Below are 21,041 nucleotides of genomic sequence, written 5' to 3'. Positions count from 1 at the left end.
GTTTCAAGGACCGTGGGTCGGTCTGGAAGGCTTCGGGTCAGGCAGCCTTCCCTTGCCTGTTAGCTAGTGCACCCACCACAGTCCGCCAGACGCCGATCGCGCGATCGAGGTCGGCTTCGGTGGTGGTCGAGCCGATGGAAAAACGCAAGGTCGAACCTGCGAGTCCGGGATGGCCCATGGCCTCGACCACGTGCGATGCAGCCACCTTGCCAGATGAGCAGGCCGACCCCGCAGAAATCGCCACACCGCTGAGATCGAACGCGATTACCGAGGTTTCAGCCGACAGGCCTTTCAGCGAGACCGCCACCGTATTGGGCAGCCGCGGCACCGCAGCGCCCAATTCCAGGGCATCCGGCGCCGCCGCCAGCAGCCGCTCGGCGAGGTGGCGGCGAAGGCCCAGCATCCGATCGGCCGCGACCGCCAGTTCGGCCACCGCCTCGGCCGCTGCGGCGCCGAACCCGGCAATCGCCGGGACGTTCTCGGTACCGGCGCGGCGCCCCTGCTCCTGGCCGCCGCCGCCGATCAGCGGCGATGCGATGTGGGCCACCCGCGGCCCGACCACCAGCGCGCCCGCGCCCTTGGGGCCACCGATCTTGTGGCTCGACACCGTCATCAGATCGGCACCGAGCCCACGAAAATCAAGCGGAATGCGGCCGAGCGCCTGCACCGCGTCGACATGCAGCAGGCCGCCGGCGGCGTGGACCGCGCTAGCGATGGCAGCGACCGGCTGGATGACCCCGGTCTCGTTGTTGGCCAGCATCACCGACACCAGCGGCCGCACCGCGCCGCGCGCGACAAGCCGCGCCAACGCTTCGGCCACCGTGGCGGGCTGCGCCACGCCGTCGCAGTCGACCGCCACCGTCTCGACCGGCAGCGTCCCGAAGCGATGGCCGCGCAGCACCGACGGGTGTTCGATCGCCGAGACCGCCAGACCATCACGGTGGGCATGGCCATCGCAGAGTTCGAGGCCGGGGCTCAGCGCCAGCGCGTTGGCCTCGGTGGCGCCGGAGGTGAACACAATCTGGCGCGGCGTGGCGCCGACTGCGGCGGCCACCTCGGCACGGGCGCGCTCGACCACGGCGCGAGCCGCGCGGCCCTCGGCATGAACGGACGACGGATTGCCGGCGTCGAGGGCGACCACAGTCGCCGCGCGCGCCGCCGCTCGCATCGGCGCCGTCGCGTTCCAGTCGAGATAGGCCCGCCCGGCCAAATCCGTCACCGCTCCAATGCCTCCTGTCGCCGCACCGTCGCTTCGAATGCTCGAAACGCTTGTAATTTGAGTCCGATCTGCCTTAGAGGATAGGTAGTTCCTGTGCCACTCGCGGATGCTGCCGCCGCGGCGACCGGCCTTAGTTTGGAATTATTCTAAACAATATGATGTCGGTCGGTCATCGTCAAGCGGAGTGGAGTTCCGCCGGCTCGCAGTGTCGCGCCGCGTTGCATTCCGTTCAAGGTCCCCAAGGTTCCTAAACATATGCCCGAAGTGGTGTTCGCCGGTCCTGCCGGCCGTATCGAAGGCCGGTTCCACCCGTCAAAGACGCGCAGCGCGCCGATTGCGGTGGTGCTTCATCCGCACCCGCAATTCGGCGGGACGATGAACAACCAGATCGTCTACCAGCTCTACTACCTGTTCGTGGAACGGGGCATGAGCGTGCTGCGCTTCAATTTCCGCGGCGTCGGACGCTCGCAGGGCTCGTTCGACCACGGTCAGGGCGAGCTGTCGGACGCCGCCTCCGCGCTCGACTGGGTGCAGTCGATCAATCCCGACGCCCGCACCTGCTGGATCGCCGGGGTGTCGTTCGGCTCCTGGATCGGCATGCAGCTGCTGATGCGCCGGCCCGAGGTCGAGGGCTTCATCTCGGTCGCCGCGATGGCCAACCTCTACGACTTCTCGTTCCTGGCGCCCTGCCCGTCCTCGGGCCTGTTCGTGCATGGCGAGAGAGATTCGGTGACGCCGGTCACCGCGGTGCAGGGCCTGGTCGAAAAGCTCAAAACCCAGAGGGGCATCATCATCGAGCAGAAGGTGATTCCCGGCGCCAATCACTTCTTCGAGGGCAGGATCGACGAGCTGATCGGCACGGTGGGCGACTATCTCGACCGCCGTCTCGCCGCCAAGGCCGCTGCCGCCGCGGGCTGAGCACGTCCTCAGCGTCATGGCCGGGCCGGGCAGCTTTTCGACCGAGCCCGACACTCTCTTAAAGGTGACCTGCTCCCCGTTTTCAGGCCACGGATAAGTGAGTTCCGGCTTCCATCTGCCCCGGCCGTAGGCGGTTGGTAAACTCGGCGGGCGCCATGCTGCCGAGGCGGCTGTGCGGACGCACGGTGCTGTTGTCGGTCCGCCATGCCTCGATGATCCGTCTCGCCGCAGCGAGCGATAGAAACAGGTGCTCGTTCAGGCACTCGTCGCGCATGCGACCATTGAGCGATTCCACAAAGCTGTTTTGCTGCAGCTTGCCCGGTGCGACCGGGCGACGACGGCGTGACCGGTCAGTTCGGTCCCGTTGTCGCTGACCACCGTGCACGGCAGCCGGCGACGCTCGGCGATGGCGCTCGGCTCGCGGACGACACGCCGCCTGACAGCAAGGTATCGACAATCCACGCTAGAGCGCCGCCCGCCGATCTGATTGAGCCGGGTTGTCGCTCTAAGTCTTTGAATTATCGCTTTCTCTTTCGCAAAACCGGTATCCACTTTTGCGGAGAATGCTCTAGGCACTCCCGGCTGCAGCCGTCGGTGACGCTCAGAAGCCGGAACCGCTGGCCGCGCCGCGGCCAGCGAGTCCGACCTCGACGTCGAGCGGCAAGCGCTGGCTGGGCTCCTGCGGAATCGCCATCCGCGCACGCACGCCATCGTCCTGTCCGCGCAGCGGCTCATATTGCCATGCCGACCGATTGACCCCGATCCGCCTGCAGGCGCGACGCTCGGAGGAGCCGTGGTCGGCCATCAGTTCCCCCCCCCTTTAGCGATCCGCAAACCGGCTCAGTTTTTCCCAGCGGACCCTTCAACGCCAGAACGTCAGCATCGACTCCGCCTGCAGCTTCTTGACCCGCCGGTTCTCGCCCTCCAGCGCCCGCAACGCCAAGTTTTCATGGAAGTTGACCCTCTGAACTGGTCGCCTTGGGGAGCGCGCGCCGGAATAAAATAAAACATCTTGCGATACGTGTTTGGCGAGTCATGATTTTGTGTTAGCTACTTTAGCTCTGGCTTCCAGCTTCGTGTCGAAAATACTAACGGCTGCCTAGCCACAAGCCCCTAGGGTTGCGGAGAATTCAAGAATGCGTATTTCTGGTCAGTTTCGTGCAGTTTTCATTGCTCTGATTGCGGTCGTGGCTGCGAGCATAACGTCCGCGGCTTATGCCGAAAGCGGCACCATCCGTATTTCCGTCGTGAAGGCCGGCTGGTTCATCGGCGGCTCCGGCGGCAGCGGCACCTTGACGTTTCGTGGACGGGTCTACCCGCTGTCGATTGGTGGCCTGAGCGCGGGTCTTGTGTTCGGCGCGTCACAGACCGATTTTGTCGGCCGGGTCAGCCAAATTCGGCGTCCGTCGGATGTCGCCGGGGTCTATGGGGCCGCCGGGGCCGGTGCCGCGCTCGGAGCGGGAGCTCGTGCGATCGTGCTGACCAACGAAAAGGGTGCCGTTTTGCAGATGAGCGGCCGGGAGGTCGGGTTGATGGCCAATGCCGACCTGAGCGGGCTGGTCATTTCACTGCGCTGAGCTTCGACCCGTTGCACAATGCGGCGTGACACCAACGGCGGCGGCCGCCGCCGTTGGTTCCGATCGCAGATCTTCATGAAATCAATGATTTCATGAACGAAAATCCGCGAATTTCAACGGCCCCATGCGTCAGCATCCGGGGCCGTTGGTGTAACTACGGAAAGCGGCAACGCCCGATGGGCGGCAGATGTGGGTAAAATGCGGATAGCAAGCAGGGGACCAAGCCATCGTCGGCATCGCGGCACCAGGAGATTGTCCTTGCTTAATCCGAAGGAATCTTCTATATAAAGATACCGAGTTTCGGCCTAACGACTTGGCCTCGCCGCGAACAGCGCGCTTGACTGACGACTTAACCAAAAATCTCGCGACGCACCGGCAGCGCCAGGGCGCGGCCAAAATTTACTTTGTTGAAAGACTAGACACATGTCTCAGGGTACCGTGAAGTGGTTCAACGGCCAAAAGGGCTTTGGTTTCATCCAGCCGGACGACGGCAGCAAGGATGTCTTTGTGCACATCAGTGCCGTGGAGCGGGCAGGTATGTATAGCCTCAACGAGGGACAGAAAGTTTCTTACGAGGTCGTTGCGGACCGTCGGACCGGAAAGTCTTCGGCCGAACAGTTGCAGGCTATCTAAGGGTAGTCTTGACGCGGTGTCGCTTTGACCGCGGATGCACTGGAAAAGTACGATTTAAGCCCCGCGACTGGTTCGCCAGAATCGGGGCTTTTTCGTGCCAGGACCCTAGGAGCGCAAGCCGCATTGATCGCGCCCCAGCACCTGTCACGCACCCATTACTCCAAAGCGCCCTCGCCGTGGCATCGTGGCGGGCGTTGCCGCGAAGGCGCCGCCGCGCGGGAGCCGTTGCGGCTGGCCGCGAAGGCCGCCGCCAACCGGATGCGGGCCCGCATCCCCTAATTCGCGACGGGGCCGTGATGGGGCAGCAACGCATGCGCCCCAGGTAAATTCAATTCATCCGCTCGTCCGCGGCGACAGAGATCGCCGGAACGACTCGGGCGCCGAGCCTGCTCGCCGCACGTCGTGGATCCTGCGCTTGCGCAATCTCGCTTGACGCATTTTCCGCTCCATCCGGAAAGGAACGAGTCCATGACGATTCGCGTATCGTCCAATGGGACTCGTCCCATCCCGCCACGCTGCCCCAGACCCTGTCACCCTGAGGCGGAACGGCTAGATACCTAGTCTCGATGCGCGCACTGTGACAATCATAAGCGCATTGAAAAATAGACAAACCGCCAGCAAAGGAATTCCAAATCATGAATCGAAGCGTCCTCTACGCGATTGTCGTTGTTCTCGGTGCTGCCACTGCAGTTCTTGGTTATCAATACTACCAGGAGCAGCAGAAGTCTGGCATCGAGCTCAACGTCGGTGAAAGGGGTATTTCCGTCGAAACGAAGTAGTTTCGCGGTTTAGGGATGACGCAACATTTGCGTCATCCGGCGAAGGCTGGCCCAGCGTCTCAGCGCGCCTGCGATTGAGACTGAGCCGGTCGGTTGGGCACTGAAAAGGGAGATAAACGATGTCGCTCGGAACCATTCTCGTCATCATTCTCATCATCTTCCTGCTGGGTGGCTTCAGTGGCCGCTTGGGCGGCTACGGGTTCGGATACGGCCATGCCGGCGTCGGAATTCCCGGCGTCATCCTGATCATCGTTATCGTCTTGTTGCTGCTTGGCAGAATCTAACCGGCGGCGCGGATTGTTGAACGCTGAAACCTGCAAGGTCGTCACGCGGCGGTTGCGCCACGGTGGAGCGTTGTCGAAGGCCGGCGCAGGACCCATTTACTCGGGCCGGCGTCAGCAACAGAGCTTAATAATTAGGAGAGTTCCATGAATTGGGATGAGATCGAAGGAAATTGGACCGAGTTTAAAGGCAAGGTCAGGACACAGTGGGGCAAATTGACCGACGACGATCTTGAAGCCGCTAAAGGCAAGCGCGAAGAACTGATCGGCCTGGTTCAGAAACACTATGGCCATGCCAAGGAGGCGACCGCCCACCAACTCGATGAGTGGGCCAAGGCGCTCAACAAGTAAGAACGAGCCTGCTCAATCCGCGCCGCTGGTGCGGAGCCTCGCCATCGGCCCATGGTCACCTTAAGGTGACCATGGCGCATCGCCGGTGGGAATGGAACGGATGATATACCAACGGCAGCGCAGCCGGCCGTTGGTATAATTTCCACTCTGCCGGGGTCACGATCACGGAAGATCGTGACCCCGGCCAGTTACGATTATTCTTTTATTTCAAAATACTGTTGAGATCCCAGTGGGGTCCTCGTCGGGATCTGAGTTACATCGCGCCCCACGCGGCTTGCCTTACGCGGCGGCGCGGAAGATGGCCTCGATCTCGGCTTGGCTGGCGCGGCGCGGGTTGGTCAGGCCGCAGGCATCTTTCAGCGCGTTGGTCGCCAGGGTCGGGATGTCAGCCTCCTTGACCCCGAGCTGGGCGAGGCCTGAGGGAATGCCGATGTCGACCGAGAGACGCTGGATCGCCTGGATGCAGGCGTCCGCCCCCTGCTGGTCGCTCATGCCGTTGGTGTCGACGCCCAGGGCATGGGCGACATCGCGCAGGCGGGCGGCCGAGACCTCGGCGTTGAAGGCTTCGACGTGGGGTAGCAGCACGGCGTTGCACACCCCGTGCGGCAGGTCATAGAAGCCGCCCAACTGATGCGCCATGGCATGGACGTAGCCGAGCGAGGCGTTGTTGAAGGCCATGCCGGCCATGAAGCCGGCGTAGGCCATGGCTTCGCGCGCCACCAGATTGCTGCCCTCGGCCACGGCGGTGCGCAGATTGTTGGCGATGATCGAGACCGCCTTCAGCGCGCAGGCATCCGTGATCGGGGTGGCCGCGATCGAGACGTAGGCCTCGATCGCATGGGTCAGCGCGTCCATGCCGGTGGCCGCGGTCAGCGCCGGCGGCTTGCCCAACATCAACTCGGGGTCGTTGACCGAGAGAATGGGCGTGACGTTGCGATCGACGATCGCCATCTTCACCAGCCGCGACTCGTCGGTGATGATGCAAAAGCGCGTCATCTCGCTGGCGGTGCCGGCGGTGGTGTTGATGGCGATCAGGGGCAGTTGCGGCTTGGCCGAGCGGTCGACGCCCTCATAGTCGCGGATGCTGCCGCCGTTGGTGGCGGTGAGCGCGATGCCCTTGGCGCAGTCGTGCGACGAGCCGCCGCCGAGCGAGATCACGCAGTCGCCGGCCTCGGCCTGGAGCTGGGCCAGGCCGGTCTCGACGTTGCCGACGGTCGGGTTGGGCTGGGCCCCGGGAAAGATCGAGGCGCCGATGCCCTGCTGCTGTAGCAGCGAGGCCACCTTGTCGGCCATGCCAAGCTTGAACAGCATCGAGTCGGTGACAATCAGCGCCCGGCTGAAGCCGTAGCGGCGCACGCTGGCGATGGCGCTGGTGAGGCAGCCCGCACCCATCAGGTTGAGCGAGGGAATGAAAAACGTGGTCTCGGCCATGGGAATCTCTCTGTTGGCTGGCCGGCCGGGCAGACCCCGGCCGTTCCCCGTGGCGGCATGTCCAAGCGCGCGCACCGGGGAGGAGTTTCGAGGGAATGAGCGGAGAAGCGGGCGCTTCGGGGCTTAGAGCATTCTCCGCAAAAGTGGGAACCGGTTTTGCGGAAGAGAATGCGAACTCAAAGACTTAGAGCGTCCGCTTGTTTCAATCAGATCGGCGGACGCTCTAGAAGAAGCCCAGGGCGTCGGGGCTGTAGCTCACCAGCAGGTTCTTGGTCTGCTGGTAGTGGTCGAGCATCATGTGATGGGTTTCGCGGCCGATGCCCGACTGCTTGTAGCCACCGAAGGCGGCGTGCGCCGGGTAGAGGTGGTAGCAGTTGGTCCACACCCGGCCCGCCTTGATGCCGCGGCCGAAGCGGTAGGCGCGGTTGCCGTCGCGGGTCCAAACGCCGGCACCCAGCCCATAGTGGGTATCGTTGGCCAGATGCAGTGCCTCGTCCTCGTCCTTGAAGGTGGTCACCGCGACGACGGGCCCGAAGATCTCCTCCTGGAACACCCGCATCCGGTTATGCCCCGTCAGCACAGTCGGCTGGATGTAGTAGCCTTCGGCGAGATCGCTGCCGAGATCGGCCCGGCCGCCACCCGTCAGCACCTGGGCGCCCTCGTCCCGGCCGATGGTGATGTAGGAGAGAATTTTCTCCATCTGCTCGGTTGAGGCCTGGGCACCGATCATGGTCTCGGTGTCGAGCGGGTTGCCCTGGCGGATCGCCGCCACCCGCTCAAGCGCGCGCTCGATGAAGCGGTCATAGAGCGACTCCTGGATCAGGGCGCGCGAGGGGCAGGTGCAGACCTCGCCCTGGTTGAGGGCGAACATGACGAAGCCCTCGATCGCCTTGTCGAAGTAGGCGTCGTCGGCTGCCGCGACATCGTCGAAGAAGATGTTGGGCGATTTGCCGCCCAGCTCCAGAGTCACCGGGATCAGGTTGGCGCTGGCATACTGCATGATCAGCCGGCCGGTGCTGGTCTCGCCGGTGAACGCGATCTTGCCGATGCGGTTCGAAGAGGCCAGCGGCTTGCCCGCTTCCAGGCCGAAGCCGTTGACCACGTTGAGCACGCCCGGCGGCAGCAGATCGGCGATCAGTTCCACTAGCACCATGATGCCGACCGGGGTCTGCTCGGCTGGCTTCAGCACCACGCAATTGCCGGCGGCCAAAGCCGGAGCCAGCTTCCACACCGCCATCAGGATCGGGAAGTTCCACGGGATGATCTGGCCGACCACGCCCAGCGGTTCGTGGAAGTGATAGGCCACGGTGTGTTCGTCGAGTTGGGCCAGGGTCCCTTCCTGGGAGCGGACGCACGCGGCGAAGTAGCGGAAATGGTCGATCGCGAGCGGGATGTCGGCGGCCAGCGTCTCGCGGATCGGCTTGCCGTTATCGACGCTCTCGGCGTAGGCCAGCCGCTCAAGGTTCTGTTCCATGCGGTCGGCGATGCGGTTCAGCACCAAGGCGCGGTCGGCGACACTGGTGCGGCCCCAGGCATCGGCCGCGGCGTGGGCGGCATCGAGCGCCAGGGCGATATCGGCCTCGTCCGAGCGGGCGGCCTGGGTGAAGGCTTGGCCGGTGATCGGGGTCACGTTGTCGAAATAGCGGCCGTTCACCGGGGCCCGCCACTGGCCGCCGATGAAATTGTCATAACGCGACTTGAACACGATCGGGGCTCCGGCGGTGCCGGGAGCGGCATACTTCATGGTGTCTTCCTCCCCGTTCCTTGGTTGGATTGGTCTGTGCCGCCTTGTTGCCGGCGGCCACACGCTCCGCTGCACGTCACGTGCCAAGCGCCCAATCCTTTGAACGAAAAGGAATATGCTGCCGCCCCGCCAGTTGAAATGGCTGCACCGATTTGCCACGCCTGTTGCGAAACAGAACAACGCAGGGGCACCACACGGTTTCACTTGCACCCGGGCGGCTCGACAGTGACACTACCCGTTAATAACGCGAGGCGACCGCCCCTGGGCAGGACGCCCCACCCAACGGGAGGACACCGAGATGACTTACGCAAGCAATCCGGGGCAGTCCCCGGTGCGCCATGCGCGGCGCATGCTGGACCGGGGCCAGATGCCGCCGCCGGGGCTGGTCAACGCCACCGTCAGCCGCTCCTGGGAGCGCTGTCTCAAGGCCGGCCTGGAACCGCTGGCCGGGCCGGCCACGCCCGAGCCAGTGTCGCCGCCGCGGCTCGAGCAGACGCTGGAGCAACGGCGCGAACTGCTGCGCCAGGCCAGGCCGGTGATCGAATACCTCTTCAGCCAGGTCAGCGGCTCGGGCAGCATGGTGATCCTGGCAGACGACCAGGGCCTGCTGATCGAGGCGCTGGGCGATCCGGAATTCCTCAAGCGGGCCGAGCGGGTGGCGCTCCAGCCGGGCGCCTCGTGGCATGAGCAGGACCGCGGCACCAACGCCATCGGCACGGCATTGGCCGAACGGGTGCCGGTGGCGGTGCACGGCAGCGAGCACTTCCTCGACTGCAACCGCTTCCTCACCTGCACCGCGGCCCCGGTGATGGGCAGCGACGGCAAGCTCTTGGGCGTGATCGACATTTCCGGCCACCATGGCGCTCGCCATCCCCATACCCTGGGGCTGGTGCAGACCGCCAGCTACATGATCGAAAGCCGCATGTTCGAGCTCAGGCACCAGCGCGCGGCGCGGCTGCGGCTCCATCCCCAGGCCGAGGGCATCGGCACCCTGGCCGAAGGGCTGGTGGCGCTGGATGAGGACGGCCGTATCGTCGGCGCCAATCGCACTGCGCTCAGCCTGCTGGCGTTGGCGGACGCCGAGATCGGCCGTGCCGGCATCGACGGCGTGCTGGCGCTGGCCTCGGGCGGGCTGCTGCAGCGGACGCGCGAGCGTCCCGGCGCTGTGCTTGACGTAAAGACGCGCTGCGGCCGGCGCCTGTTCCTCAAGGCCGAACCGGGGCGCTCGCCCGCCCCTGTGGCCCCGCCCCGCCGGGCAGCCGAGGTGCGCGACGCTCTGGCCGAACTGGACACCGGCGACGAGCGCATGCGCCAGTGCCTGGAGCGGGCACGCAAGATGGTGGGCAAGCCGATCCCGATTTTGCTCCATGGCGAATCCGGGGTGGGCAAGGAGATGGTGGCCGCCGCCATCCACGCCTCCGGCCCGCGGCGGCAGCGGGCCATGGTGGCGATCAACTGTGCGGCCCTGCCGGAGCATCTGATCGAGGCCGAGCTGTTCGGCTATGCCCCCGGCGCTTTCACCGGAGCCCGGCGCGAGGGCTCTGCGGGGCGCATCCGCGAGGCCCACGGCAGCACGCTCTTTCTAGACGAAATTGGCGACATGCCGCTGCCACTGCAAAGCCGGCTGTTGCGGGTGCTGCAGGAACGCCAAGTGGTGCCGCTGGGCGGGGGCAAGCCGGCCACGGTCGATTTCGCCTTGATCGCCGCCAGCCACCGGCCACTCAAGCTCGAGGTCGAGCGCGGCCGTTTCCGGGCCGACCTCTACTACCGCCTCAACGGCATCACGCTGACTTTGCCGCCGCTCAGAGCGCGCAGCGACTTCCCGGTCCTGGTGACCAGCCTGCTCGAACGCTTCGAGCCCGGAGCCGGACTGATGCTGGAGCCGGCAGTACTGGCTGCGCTGGGCGACTATCCATGGCCCGGCAATTTGCGCGAGTTGGCCAATGTGCTGCGCTTCGCCTCGGCCCTGCGGGACCCGGGCGAAACCGTCATCGGCTGGCACCATCTGCCGGAGGAACTGGTCGACGAGTTGCAGCGACCGGAGCGGGCGCGGCCGAATGACGCTGAGGGCGTCCTGTCGCTGCGGGCGGCCTCGGATTCGCTGATCGAGCGCACCGTGCGCACCAGCGGCGGCAACCTCTCCGAAGCTGCCCGCCGCCTCGGCATCAGCCGCACCACGCTCTATCGCCGCATGGGCGGCAACCGGCACCAGAGCGGGACGGTCAGCCGGTGTGTGCCTTGAGGGAAAGTTAAATCTCTACCTCCGGCACACCTGTTCGGCGCTCGCTGTCTCAAGAGCCCGAACGGCAACCAAACACGCCGACGACCGCGGGCAGGCATATCCGTGGCGGTGTCGGGCTTGTGGTTTCAGCTAGAGCATTCTCCGCAAAAGTGGATACCGGTTTTGCGAAAGAGAATACGATAATTCAAAGACTTAGAGCGACAACCCGGCTCAATCAGATCGGCGGGCGCTCTAGCCAAGCGGCAGCGGCGACCGTTTCGGTGTTGACGTGCTCAATCTCGACGGCGGGCCTGTGCCAGTCTCGGTCGTAATCTGCCCCGGCGGCGACGGAGGGTGCCTCACGGCCGTGCCACCACCCCGCCGGTCATCGGCACCGGCACGCCGGTGGTCGAGGGGTAGGACAGCGGCAGGCGATCGAGCGCCCGCACCGCCAGGAACGCGAACGCCTGCGCCTCCATGTGATCGCTCGACCAGCCGGCCCGCTCGGCGGTTTCCACCCGCGCCGGCGCCAGCCGTTCGGCCAGCATCCGCAGCAGCGTCGGGTTGTGGGCACCGCCGCCGGCAACGATCCAGCTTTTCGGCGGCCGCTTGAGGTGGGGCACGACGCGCGCCACCGCGGCGGCAGTGAAGGCGGTGAGCGTGGCCGCGCCATCCTCAAGGCTCGCCCGCGCCAAGCCGCCATGGACCTTGGCCGCGACCTTGAAGGCATTGCGGTCCAATGACTTAGGAGGCGGCAGCGTGAAGAAGTGCATGCCGAGCAGCCGGCGCACCGCGTCCTCGTCCACCCGTCCCGCCGCCGCCAGCTTGCCGCCCGCATCCATCGCCGCGCCGGTGCGATCCGTGACGAAATCGTCGATCAAGGCGTTGCCGGGGCCGACGTCGCAGGCGACCGGGTCGGCGTCGCCGTCGATCGCCGTGACATTGGCGACACCGCCGAGATTGAGGATGGCGAGCGGCTGCGGCCGGTCGACGTCGCGGGCCAAAGCGCGGTGGAACACCGGCACCAGCGGCGCGCCCTGCCCGCCGGCAGCGACGTCGGCAGCGCGGAAGTCGTAGACCACCGGCAGACCGAGCCGTTCGGCCAGCGCCCGGCCGTCGCCGAGCTGCACCGTCAGCCGGGCCTCGGGCCGGTGCAGCACGGTCTGGCCATGGAAGCCGACCACGTCGACCGGTGGCGGCGCCGGTGCGCCGCTGCGGCCGCCCTCCACCGCCAGCCAGGCGCGATTGGCGATCTGCCACGCCTCCACCGCCTCCGCACTGGCGCGGGTGACGATGGCCTCGGCCTCGGCGAGGGCACCCGGCCGGGCGGTGCGGTCGACCAGATCGTTCGCGTCGTCAAGTGCCGCCCGCAGGATTTTCCGCTCGGCGGCGGCGAATGGGCGGTAGCCGGTCGGTCCGAACGCCCGCACCCGCTTGCCATCGGTCATCAGATAAGCGACATCGACGCCGTCGAGCGACGTCCCGCTCATCAATCCGAGCGCCCCGCGGACCATGTCGTCCGGCATTTCCCGTTAAACCCCGTTCGAGCCTGTTACACCCAGCCGATCGTATGGACCACTCCAAGCCACGATGACCACATACACCAGCGATTTCCTGCACGTTCTGTCGACCCGCGGCTTCATCAACCAGATCTCCGACGCGTATGGCCTCGATCAGGCCGCCCGCGACGGTCGGGTGGTGGCCTATGTCGGCTATGACTGCACCGGACCCTCGCTGCACGTCGGGCACCTGCTCTCGATCATGATGCTGCACTGGCTGCAGCAGACCGGCCAGAAGCCGATCGCGCTCATGGGCGGCGGCACCACCCGCGTCGGCGACCCCTCCGGCAAGGACGAGGCCCGCCGCATTCTGTCCTATGAGCAGATTACGGCCAACAAAGAGAGCCTGAGAACCGTTTTCTCGCGCTTCATCACCTTCGGCGACGGCAAGAACGACGCCTTGATGATCGACAATGCCGAGTGGCTGGCCTCGATCAACTACATCGAGTTCCTGCGCGATGTCGGCCGCCATTTCTCGATCAACCGCATGCTCAGCTTCGATTCGGTGAAGATGCGGCTGGAGCGCGAGCAGGAACTGTCGTTCCTGGAATTCAACTATTCGATCCTGCAGGCCTACGACTTCGTCGAACTCTACAAGCGCACCGGCTGCATCCTGCAGATGGGCGGCTCCGACCAGTGGGGCAACATCGTCTCCGGCATCGACCTTGGCCGCCGCATGGGCACCTCGCAGCTCTACGCGCTGACCTGCCCGCTGATCACCACCGCCTCCGGCGCCAAGATGGGCAAGACCGCCGAAGGCGCGGTCTGGCTCAATGCCGACATGCGCGCGCCGTATGAGTACTGGCAGTTCTGGCGCAACACCGAGGACGCCGACGTGCCGCGCTTCCTCAAGCTGTTCACCACCCTGCCGCTGGATGAGGTCGGCCGGCTGGCGGCGCTCCAGGACGCCGAGATCAACGAGGCCAAGAAGATCCTCGCCACCGAGGCGACCGCGCTGCTGCACGGCCGCGACGCCGCCGATGCCGCCGCCGAGACCGCGCGCCGCACCTTCGAGGATGGCGCGCTGGCCGAGACGCTGCCGACGGTCGAGATTGCGGCGGCGCGGCTCGCCGAGGGCTTCGGCGTGCTGGCGGCGTTCGTCGAGGCCGGACTGGTTGCCTCCAACGGCGAGGCGCGGCGTCAGGTCAAGGGCGGCGGGCTCAAGGTCAACGACGTCACGGTCGAGGACGAGCGCGCGGTGCTCGGCGAGTCCGACCTTGCCGGCGGCGGCGTCATCAAGCTCTCGCTCGGCCGGAAGCGCCACATCCTGCTGAAGCCGGTGTAACGCCTGGACCTCATCCTGAGGAGCGGTCAAAGACCGCGTCTCGAAGGATGAGGTTGGCCGCCCACCCTTCGAGACGGCTGCTTCGCAGCCTCCTCAGGGTGAGGCCGGCGGGAGTGTTGATTCATCCATTTCCGGTTGATCGGCCCGGGAGTTTGCGGGCGGGAGGACCTTCGCCCATCGAACGCCCCACCTGCCCTCGCTCGCGCACCCTTCCCCGCTAAAGCGGATGAGGGACAAGCATCTGAAACATCGTGTCTTTTCTCCCTCTCCGACGTCTGCGAGGGAGGCCGCGCAGCGGCCGGGTGGGAATCGTCTCGGTCGTGGTTCCGAGGTGGTCGGCCCTACCTTGTCACCAGGTCCGGCGGCGGCGCGTCGGGCGCGCCGCGGAACTCGAACAGCTTGCGCAGGAAGCCCGGCGCCACCGCCGACATCGGGTTGACGCGCAAGGTCGGCGCCGACGGCCGGCCGACCACCTCGTAGGTCACGCCGAGCAGACCCTCGTTCGGCCCGCCCATGAACAGGCCGACGATGGGGATGCGGGCAAACAAATTGTTGAGCCCGTAAGCCGGCACGAAGGTGCCGCGCAGCCCGACCTCGTTCTTGGCGTAGTCGATTTGGCCCTCCACCGTGGCGCCGATCTGCGGCCCCCAGATCACGCCGTCGCGCAGCGTGATGCGCGAGGGCGAGCGGACGAACTCCACCTTCATCTTGGTGAAGTGCACCGGCGCGCCGCCCGCGAAGCGGCCCGACCCGCGTTCGGCCGGCGCCGCGGCGATCAGCTTGTCGAGGCCGGAATCGCGTACCGCGAAGTTGGCGACGTTGAGCACGCCCTCCTGCTGGCCGAGCCCGTCGGCCGAAGGCGGATCGATGACCATCCAGAACTCGCCGCCGGACACCTTGGTGTAGAGGTCGACGAAGCGCAGCAGCGAGCCGGCGTCGGTGGCATAGGCGATGACCGCCATGCGCGCGCCCTGATAGGCCTTGAGGTCGGCTTTCAGCGTGGCGTCGCCGCCACCGATGCGGCCGGTGAGCGCGAACGCCCGCAATTCGCCGTTGCGCCGGGTCATGCGGAGATCGAGCTGCCGCGCGGTTTCGCCATTGAGGCCGACCACCACGCCGAGCTTGGCCTCGACATCGAGGTCGCGCGGCCGGGTGCGATGGCGCGTCACCGCCGCCGACACCGACGGGCCGGCCATCAGCGACTTGATCAGGCCGCGGCCGTCGATCACCTCGCCGCGCAGCACGATGCGCATCACGCCGTCGCCGCCGCGTTCGAATTTCAGCGCGGCACGGTCGCCGTCCGACAACTGGAAGGTCGGCAGGTTGAGCGTCACCGGATCGCCGCTGTCGTCGAGCTCGACCGTGCCCTTGATCAAGGCGCCGCTGCCCTCCAGCACCAGGTCTTCGAACCTCACCCCGCCGCCGGCCTTGTCGTTGACGGTGAAGCTCGCCTTGGCCGCCTTGCCCTTGGGCTTGACCCAGCCCGGCACCAGATCGGCAATCGCCACCTCCTTGAGGTCGGCCTCCACCGCCAGCCGGGTGTCGCGGTCGCCGATCCGGCCCTGTGCCTTGAACGTCATCGAGCCGGTGAGCACCCCGCTCGGACCGTCGATGCCGAGCTTGGTGCGGGCGGCGTCGTCCAGCGTCCCCTGGAACTTCACCTCGGCGTCGCCGTCCGGGTGCGGCCGGCGGACGTCGAAGGTGAACGGCGCGCCGGCAACCTTGCCGTCGCCACGGAAGGCGATGCCGTCCTTGGACGAGGCGGTGACCTTGACCGTCGCCGCCTCCAGCCGCTGGCCGCGCACCTGCTTGTCGGCGGCAAAGCCGGTGAGCTGGAGGTCGAGGTTGTAGGTCACGGCGCTGCGCGGCACCTCGCGCATCAACGGCAGCGAAACCTGGACCTGGCCGCTCACCTGGCCGCGCGTGGTCTGCGGGTCGAGCGGCGGGGCGCCCTGCGCCCGCAGCAGCTCGCTCTGCAGCAGCTCGGCCAGGGCGTCGGCCGGCCCCTCGGTGTGGAAGCGGATGGTGGTCGGCGCGCCCTTGGGAAAGGTATCGGGGATCTCGATCAGCCCATCCGCCAGATCGAGCCGGCGGCCGGACGACTCGATCGCCGCGTGCGGCACCGTGATCTTGGCGGTGCGGCCGGTGAGAACCGCGGTGCCGCTGAAATCGCGCAGCGGCGGCAGGCCCTCGACCGCCTGCACCACGCCGCCCGACAGCACGAACTCGGCGCGCATGCCGCCGTCCGGCAGCGGCAGCTCCTTCTTCAGCAGGGCGTCGAGCGGCGAATTGAGCGCGATGTCGCCGCGCTCCAGCATCCCGGCCTGCACGTTCTTGAGGATCCAGGCGCGGGCGCCGGGCGCCACCACCGGCGGCCACAGCCGCTTGACCACGTGCGCCGGCATCCGGCTGGCGGTCATGCCGAGCTGAAGCGACGGGTTGGGGCCGCTGGTGATCAGCGTCGCGGTGGCGGCCGCGGCCACCGTCACGCCGGCGATCTCGACCTTGTCGACAGCGACGATGCCGGCGGCGGGCTCGACCCGGCCGTGGGCGAGGATGCGATCGAGCACCAGCGGCGGCTCGCGCGGCCGGTCGGCGCCAAGCTCCAAGCGCCCGCGCAACACCCGCCACACCCAGGCGCCATCATCGGTCGCCGGCGGCACCACCGCCGCCGACAGCAGCAAGCGGTTGGTGCCGGTCTGCACCATCACCGGCTCGATTGTGATCAGCCGGCGCTGGACGTCCCAGCGCAGATCGGCGGTGGCCTCGTCGATCACCAGCCGGTCGTCCGGGGGATCGCGCGGTCCGATCTGGCCGGCGCCGGCGTGGAGCCGTGCCTCGCCGGCGATCAGGGATCCGTCGCGGGCGAGACGAGCGCGCGCCATCACGTCGACGGCGGAATCGGCGTGGAGGTCGGCGTCGGCGAGGCCAAATGCCAGCAGCAGGTCCTTCGGCGACAGGTCGCGGCCGACAATGTCGATGGCGCGCACCTCGCCGGTCTCGTGGCTGACGGTGGCGGTGAACGACCACGGCCCCTTGGGGCCACCCGAGGCGATGGTGACAGCGACGCCGCCCTCGCTCGGACGGCTCAGCGACAGCACGATGTTCTCGAACCGCCACTGCCGGCCGCTGGTGGCGTCGAACATCACCAAGGTGCCGTTCCGCAGCCCGATCGACGACAGTCCGAGCCCGCCGAAACCGTCGCGCTCGATGCCCTCCAGCATGCCGATCAGCGGCGCCAGCATCGTCGGCTTGGCGATGTCATCGACCGTGGTCGGCGCCTTCGGCACGCTCGGCACCGGAACCGGGTCCGGCGTACCCTGGCCGGCCGGCCGCGCCGACACCGTCGCGGTGCCGCCATTGATGGCGATCACCATGTCGGCACCGGACATGTCGATGCGGCGCGGGTTGGGCCGCCCGAACAGGCCGCCGCTTTCGAGCGCGATCTCGGTCAGCGGCACGGTGGCAACGGTGCGGCCGTCGGGCTCCTTCACCGTGAGATCGCGCAGTTTGAGCACGGTCAGCCCGTCGGCGTCCTCGACGCCCTCGGCGGCCCCGATCGACACCGAATATCCGGGGCCGAGCCGCTCGGCCAGCGAACTCTCGATCCACGGCACCGCCGCGCCGAGCAGCGGCCCGCGCAGCAGAAAGGGCACGGCGTAGACCACCATCACCCCGAGCACGACGAGCGACAGCGTCGTCGCCGCGAGGCGTGGCCGCCGGCGGATTGTGTTGAGCGGCCAGCGCGAGGCTCCCCGTACCCACCTCAGGAGCCGTCGCGCGGCACTTGCCAATGTCATTCCGATCTTCAGCTGCGTCTCCGGTCGCTGCCTGTTCACGCTACCGGCCGTCGCCCCTCGCCGAGCCCGCATGCCCGGTCGAGAAGCTCACCACGTCGGTGGCATTTGCGCCAGCTTGGCCGATTGCATCGGCGCGTCTGCTCTAATATATTGGAATCCTGAAATATTTCTGCCGCACCCTGAACATCGCCCCGAGCGCCCGTGCGCCCCGAAGATGCCGCCGCCAGCACCTTGCCGCAGGTGCCGTTCGATTCGGTTCGATCCGGCCGAGTGCACCTCGACCGAGATGGCCCCAAAATCCCGCCGAAAGGAAGGCACATGGTCCCCACCGACAGCTCGACCGCGCCGGCCGCCCTCGTCGTCGGCGAGCCCGCACCGGCATTCGATCTTCCCGCCGCCGGCGGCGGCCGCGTCTCGCTGGCCTCGTTCGCCGGCAAGCCGCTGGTGGTCTATTTCTTCCCCAAGGCCGATACCCAAGGCTGTACCAGGGAAGCACTCGCCTTCAGCGCGCTGAAGCCGGCGTTCGATCGGGCCGGCGTCGCGGTGATCGGGGTGTCGGCCGATCCGATCAGCCGCCAGGACAAGTTCAAGGCGAAGCACGACCTCGCCGTCGCGCTCGGCTCGGACGAGACCCGCGCCATGGTCGAGGCCTATGGCGTGTGGGTCGAGAAATCGCTGTACGGCAAAACGTCGATGGGCATCGAGCGCGCCACAGTGCTGATCGGGCCCGATGGCCGGGTCGCGAGAGTGTGGCGGAAGGTGAAAGTCGACGGCCACGCCGATCAGGTGCTGGCAGCAGCAACGGCGCTGTAGTCGCCCGCCACCACAAACCCAGGCCGCAGTTTTCGGTTCGTTAACCTTAACCAAGTCTAATCGGCGCGTTTACTCCTCGTGCGTAGGGTCGCCGATGTCACGCGCCCACCTTGGCTATGCCGCCCTGTCTGCCGCGCCCTCCCGCGGCGTCATCGTCCACCGCCACACCCTCGCGCTCTCGGTCGGTGCGTTCGCGCTGGTGCTGGCGTGGGCGGTCGGCCTCAGCAGCTACGTCTTCTTCCGCGACGAAGTGCTGAGCGGGCTGGCGCGCCGCCATCACGACGTGGCCTCGGCCTATGAAGACCGCATCGCCGAGTTGAAGGACGAAGTCGAGAAGGCCCGCACGCGCCGCCTGGTGGAGCACGAACAGTTCGAGCGCCGGATCGAGGGCCTGTCGGTTCGGCAGGCGGCGATCGAGCAGCGCCAGCAGCTGATTTCGGCGCTGACCAAGCCGCCGACGCCGCAGACCCGGGCCGAGGCACCGCGTCCGGTGCAGCCGATTTCCGACACCGTGCGGCTGAAGCCGGCCGGCGAGCGCGAGGCGCGGCTGGAATCCCGCGTCACCTCGGCCGCCGCCCACCCGGCGGCGCCGGCCGAGCATGGCTCCGCGCACCGTCTGGCGAGCCTGCACCAGTCGCTCGACCGCGCCGAACTCGCCCAGGCCGCCGCGCTCAACCGCATCGAGAGCGAGGCCGAAACCCGCTCCCGCCGCATGCGCGCGGTGCTGGATGACATCGGCCTCGCCCCAAGCCGCGCCGCGACCGAGGCGCCGATGGGCGGCCCGTTCGTTCCCGCCGCGGTGGGGGCGACCTTCGAGGCCCAGGCCGCGCGCGTCGCCGCCGCGGTCGATGACATGCGCCGGCTCGAACAGACCGTCGATGCCGTGCCGCTGCGCCGTCCGATCCACCCCGACGCCGACGTCACCTCGGGCTTCGGCACGCGGATCGACCCGTTCCTGCGTCGCCCTGCCCTGCACGGCGGCATCGATTTCCGCGCCGAGACCGGCGCGCCGGTCCGCGCCACCGCCCGCGGCCGGGTCAAGGAAGCCAGTTGGCAGAGCGGCTTCGGCAACATGGTCGAGGTCAGCCACGACAACGGCCTGTCCACCGTGTTCGCGCACCTGTCGGCCATCGACGTCCGCGAGGGCGACGCGGTGGTGCCAGGGCAGATCGTCGGCCGGCTCGGCTCGACCGGGCGCTCGACCGGCCCGCATCTGCACTACGAAACCCGCATCGCCGGCGAACCGGTCGACCCGCAGCGCTTCCTGCGCGCCGGCGTCCGCCTCGGACTCGCCGAGCCGCAGTAGGCACAGCGAGGTCCTGCATCGGGCCGGGCATCGTGCGGCGAACGAGGCGACCCGCCGAGCCGGGCGCCGTGCGGTCGCTCAATCCTCCGCCAGCAGCGCCTTGCGCGCGTCCTGCAACGCCGCGCGGGTGGCGTCGTCGACGGTCGGGAAGTGCAGCTTCAACCGCTCCAGCCGATCGATGATCGCCGCCGCCACCACCAGACGGGTGAACCACTTGGTGTCGGCCGGCACCACGAACCACGGCGCCTCCTCGCTGGCGGTGTGGCGGATCATGTCGTCGTACGCCTCCATGTAGCGGTCCCAATGCGCCCGCTCGGCAACGTCGGCCATTGAGAACTTCCAGTTCTTAGCGGGATCATCGATGCGCTCCAGGAACCGCTTTTTCTGCTCGCCCTTGGAGACGTGGAGGAAGAATTTGAGCACGATGGTGCCGTTGCGGGCGAGGTAGCGCTCGAAGGCGCGAATGTCCTCGAACCGCTCGGTCCAGATCCGCTCGGTGACCAGCTCCGGCGGCAGCTTCTGGCGCTTCAGCACCTCCTGGTGCACCCGCGCCACCAGCACCTCTTCGTAATAGGAGCGGTTAAAGATGCCGATGCGGCCGCGCTCGGGCAGCGCGAGCTGGCAGCGCCACATGAAATCATGGTCGAGCTCGGTCGACGACGGCACCTTGAACGCGGTGACGTGGCAGCCCTGCGGGTTGATGCCGCTCATGACGTGCTTGATGGCGCCATCCTTGCCGGCGGCGTCCATCGCCTGGAAGATCAGCAGCACCGCCCAGCGGTCCTGGGCGTAGAGCTTCTCCTGCAGGTCGGACAATCGCTCGACCCCGCCCTGCAGCAGGTCCTTGGCGTCGTCCTTGTCCAGCTTGAGGCGGCGGGTGTCGCCGGGATCGATCTCCGACAGCTTGGCGCCTTTTCCGGACACGATGCGATACGGCTTGACGAAATCGGCGACGCTGATGGTCATGGAACGCTCGTCGGTTTGGCACGCTTGAGGGAGAGGCGCGCTCGCGGGGAGCACTGCGGACGGCGGCTTAGCCGCCGGTAAAACGCTGGATGATTGTGCCGGCGGGTCCGCTTGAGGCTCCCGCAGACCCCTTGCTCACAGCGGAGTTTTGGCCCGGC

Annotated in this window: 17 protein-coding genes; 9 read left to right on the top strand and 8 right to left on the bottom strand. The window is 67.1% G+C overall.

The window, feature by feature from the left end; genetic code table 11:
* Positions 1–37: 37 nt before the first annotated feature.
* Complete coding sequence (locus BVIR_RS05550) at positions 38–1,219, bottom strand: cysteine desulfurase family protein (RefSeq protein ID WP_335338142.1); 1,182 nt, start codon at positions 1,217–1,219, stop codon at positions 38–40.
* A gap of 255 nt (positions 1,220–1,474) precedes the next feature.
* On the opposite strand from BVIR_RS05550, the gene BVIR_RS05545 reads away from it, so the two are divergent.
* Entirely contained in the window at positions 1,475–2,137 is a 663-nt protein-coding gene (locus BVIR_RS05545; protein WP_055036795.1) for an alpha/beta hydrolase, read from the top strand.
* An 82-nt stretch (positions 2,138–2,219) separates the two neighbouring features.
* Here BVIR_RS05545 and BVIR_RS17170 read toward each other — a convergent pair whose 3' ends face one another.
* Together BVIR_RS17170 and BVIR_RS05535 are read right to left on the bottom strand one after the other, a co-directional pair.
* Positions 2,220–2,522 carry an integrase core domain-containing protein gene (locus BVIR_RS17170; protein ID WP_417852043.1) on the bottom strand — a complete coding sequence of 101 codons (303 nt, stop codon included), beginning with the start codon at positions 2,520–2,522 and terminating at the stop codon, positions 2,220–2,222.
* A gap of 216 nt (positions 2,523–2,738) precedes the next feature.
* On the bottom strand, positions 2,739–2,942 hold the full coding sequence (locus BVIR_RS05535; protein WP_055036793.1) for a hypothetical protein: 204 nt from the start codon (positions 2,940–2,942) through the stop codon (positions 2,739–2,741).
* A 331-nt stretch (positions 2,943–3,273) separates the two neighbouring features.
* On the opposite strand from BVIR_RS05535, the gene BVIR_RS05530 reads away from it, so the two are divergent.
* From BVIR_RS05530 to BVIR_RS05520, 4 genes are all read left to right on the top strand, one after another.
* On the top strand, positions 3,274–3,714 hold the full coding sequence (locus BVIR_RS05530; protein ID WP_055036792.1) for a hypothetical protein: 441 nt from the start codon (positions 3,274–3,276) through the stop codon (positions 3,712–3,714).
* 423 nt (positions 3,715–4,137) lie between these two features.
* Positions 4,138–4,347, top strand: coding sequence for a cold-shock protein (locus tag BVIR_RS05525; RefSeq protein WP_055036791.1), 210 nt, complete (start codon positions 4,138–4,140; stop codon positions 4,345–4,347).
* An 898-nt stretch (positions 4,348–5,245) separates the two neighbouring features.
* Positions 5,246–5,410, top strand: coding sequence for a DUF3309 family protein (locus BVIR_RS16290; protein ID WP_082416748.1), 165 nt, complete (start codon positions 5,246–5,248; stop codon positions 5,408–5,410).
* A 144-nt stretch (positions 5,411–5,554) separates the two neighbouring features.
* Complete coding sequence (locus BVIR_RS05520; protein ID WP_055036790.1) at positions 5,555–5,758, top strand: CsbD family protein; 204 nt, start codon at positions 5,555–5,557, stop codon at positions 5,756–5,758.
* 279 nt (positions 5,759–6,037) lie between these two features.
* Here BVIR_RS05520 and yiaY read toward each other — a convergent pair whose 3' ends face one another.
* Together yiaY and adh are read right to left on the bottom strand one after the other, a co-directional pair.
* Positions 6,038–7,189, bottom strand: a complete 1,152-nt coding sequence (gene yiaY, locus BVIR_RS05515) for an L-threonine dehydrogenase (RefSeq protein WP_055036789.1) — start codon at positions 7,187–7,189, stop codon at positions 6,038–6,040.
* Positions 7,190–7,412: 223 nt separating this feature from the next.
* The gene (gene adh / locus BVIR_RS05510) at positions 7,413–8,933 is read right to left on the bottom strand and encodes an aldehyde dehydrogenase (protein ID WP_055036788.1); all 1,521 of its coding nucleotides are present in this window, start codon (positions 8,931–8,933) and stop codon (positions 7,413–7,415) included.
* A 298-nt stretch (positions 8,934–9,231) separates the two neighbouring features.
* On the opposite strand from adh, the gene BVIR_RS05505 reads away from it, so the two are divergent.
* Complete coding sequence (locus BVIR_RS05505; protein ID WP_055036787.1) at positions 9,232–11,175, top strand: sigma-54-dependent Fis family transcriptional regulator; 1,944 nt, start codon at positions 9,232–9,234, stop codon at positions 11,173–11,175.
* Positions 11,176–11,513: 338 nt separating this feature from the next.
* Here the strand turns inward: BVIR_RS05505 and BVIR_RS05500 are convergent, their stop codons facing one another.
* On the bottom strand, positions 11,514–12,668 hold the full coding sequence (locus BVIR_RS05500) for an anhydro-N-acetylmuramic acid kinase (RefSeq protein WP_055038705.1): 1,155 nt from the start codon (positions 12,666–12,668) through the stop codon (positions 11,514–11,516).
* Between the two features lie 76 nt (positions 12,669–12,744).
* Here BVIR_RS05500 and tyrS point away from each other — a divergent pair, with 76 nt between their 5' ends.
* Positions 12,745–13,998: a tyrosine--tRNA ligase gene (tyrS, locus tag BVIR_RS05495; protein WP_055036786.1), complete on the top strand. Its 1,254-nt coding sequence runs from the start codon at positions 12,745–12,747 to the stop codon at positions 13,996–13,998.
* 341 nt (positions 13,999–14,339) lie between these two features.
* Here tyrS and BVIR_RS05490 read toward each other — a convergent pair whose 3' ends face one another.
* Positions 14,340–17,798 carry a DUF3971 domain-containing protein gene (locus tag BVIR_RS05490; RefSeq protein WP_145911846.1) on the bottom strand — a complete coding sequence of 1,153 codons (3,459 nt, stop codon included), beginning with the start codon at positions 17,796–17,798 and terminating at the stop codon, positions 14,340–14,342.
* A 318-nt stretch (positions 17,799–18,116) separates the two neighbouring features.
* Here BVIR_RS05490 and BVIR_RS05485 point away from each other — a divergent pair, with 318 nt between their 5' ends.
* Positions 18,117–18,611 (top strand): peroxiredoxin, encoded by a 495-nt coding sequence (locus BVIR_RS05485; RefSeq protein ID WP_055036784.1) that lies wholly within the window; start codon positions 18,117–18,119, stop codon positions 18,609–18,611.
* Positions 18,612–18,705: 94 nt separating this feature from the next.
* A complete protein-coding gene (locus BVIR_RS05480; RefSeq protein ID WP_055036783.1) occupies positions 18,706–19,917 on the top strand; it encodes a M23 family metallopeptidase in 1,212 nt (403 codons plus the stop codon).
* Positions 19,918–19,995: 78 nt separating this feature from the next.
* Here the strand turns inward: BVIR_RS05480 and BVIR_RS05475 are convergent, their stop codons facing one another.
* Positions 19,996–20,883, bottom strand: a complete 888-nt coding sequence (locus tag BVIR_RS05475; protein WP_055036782.1) for a polyphosphate kinase 2 family protein — start codon at positions 20,881–20,883, stop codon at positions 19,996–19,998.
* Positions 20,884–21,041 lie beyond the last annotated feature (158 nt).

The sequence above is a fragment of the Blastochloris viridis genome (assembly GCF_001402875.1).
Lineage (GTDB): Bacteria > Pseudomonadota > Alphaproteobacteria > Rhizobiales > Xanthobacteraceae > Blastochloris > Blastochloris viridis.
The sequence above is the reverse complement of the archived record's forward strand: the minus strand, read 5'-3'. Positions and strand labels throughout refer to the sequence as shown.